Origin of the sequence: Pseudoalteromonas sp. NZS100_1 (assembly GCF_015864285.1) — a bacterium.
In the GTDB taxonomy this organism is placed as follows: Bacteria; Pseudomonadota; Gammaproteobacteria; order Enterobacterales; family Alteromonadaceae; genus Pseudoalteromonas; species Pseudoalteromonas arctica.
Map to the genome: position 1 here is coordinate 1 of NZ_JADYXN010000254.1, position 569 is coordinate 569.

Sequence of the window (569 nt, forward strand, 5' to 3'; positions counted from 1 at the left end):
GGATATGAACAAGGCGTTTCCGTGCGTCGCCATGTCGGTGAGCATGCTGGCCATGATTGCGGCCTCGGCCCCCGCACTGGCCCAGGCAGAACCCCAGCCGACACCCCAGTCCGATGCAGCACAGGGCGAAGCCACTACCGCCGACATCGTCGTCACCGGCTTTCGCGGCAGCCTGCAAAAGGGGATCGAACTGAAGCGCGAAGCCGTGGGCATACGCGACTCCATCGTTGCCGAGGACATCGGCAAATTCCCGGAGGCCAATGTCGCGGATTCCCTGCAGCGTATTCCGGGCGTGTTCCTCAGCCGCGACGGCGCATCGAACGAAGGCCAGCGCATCAGCATTCGCGGCCTGGGATCGGAATTCACCGTCACCACCATCAACGGCGCGCCGGTACGCACGACATCGTCACAGAATGTCGGCAGTTCGACCCGCGACTTCAATTATGACGTCTTCCCATCCGAACTGTTCGGCCGTGTCGATGTCTACAAGACCCCGCTCGCCAATCTGGAAGAAGGCGGCATCGGCGGCAATGTCGACCTGCAGACGCCCCGCCCCTTCGACAGCAAGG

1 protein-coding gene is annotated in these 569 nt (G+C 62.9%); it reads left to right on the forward strand.

Annotation, left to right across the window (positions count from 1 at the left end):
- Nucleotides 1-569: TonB-dependent receptor plug domain-containing protein (locus I6F66_RS21680; RefSeq protein WP_197209835.1), on the forward strand; the 569-nt coding region annotated here is incomplete at both ends.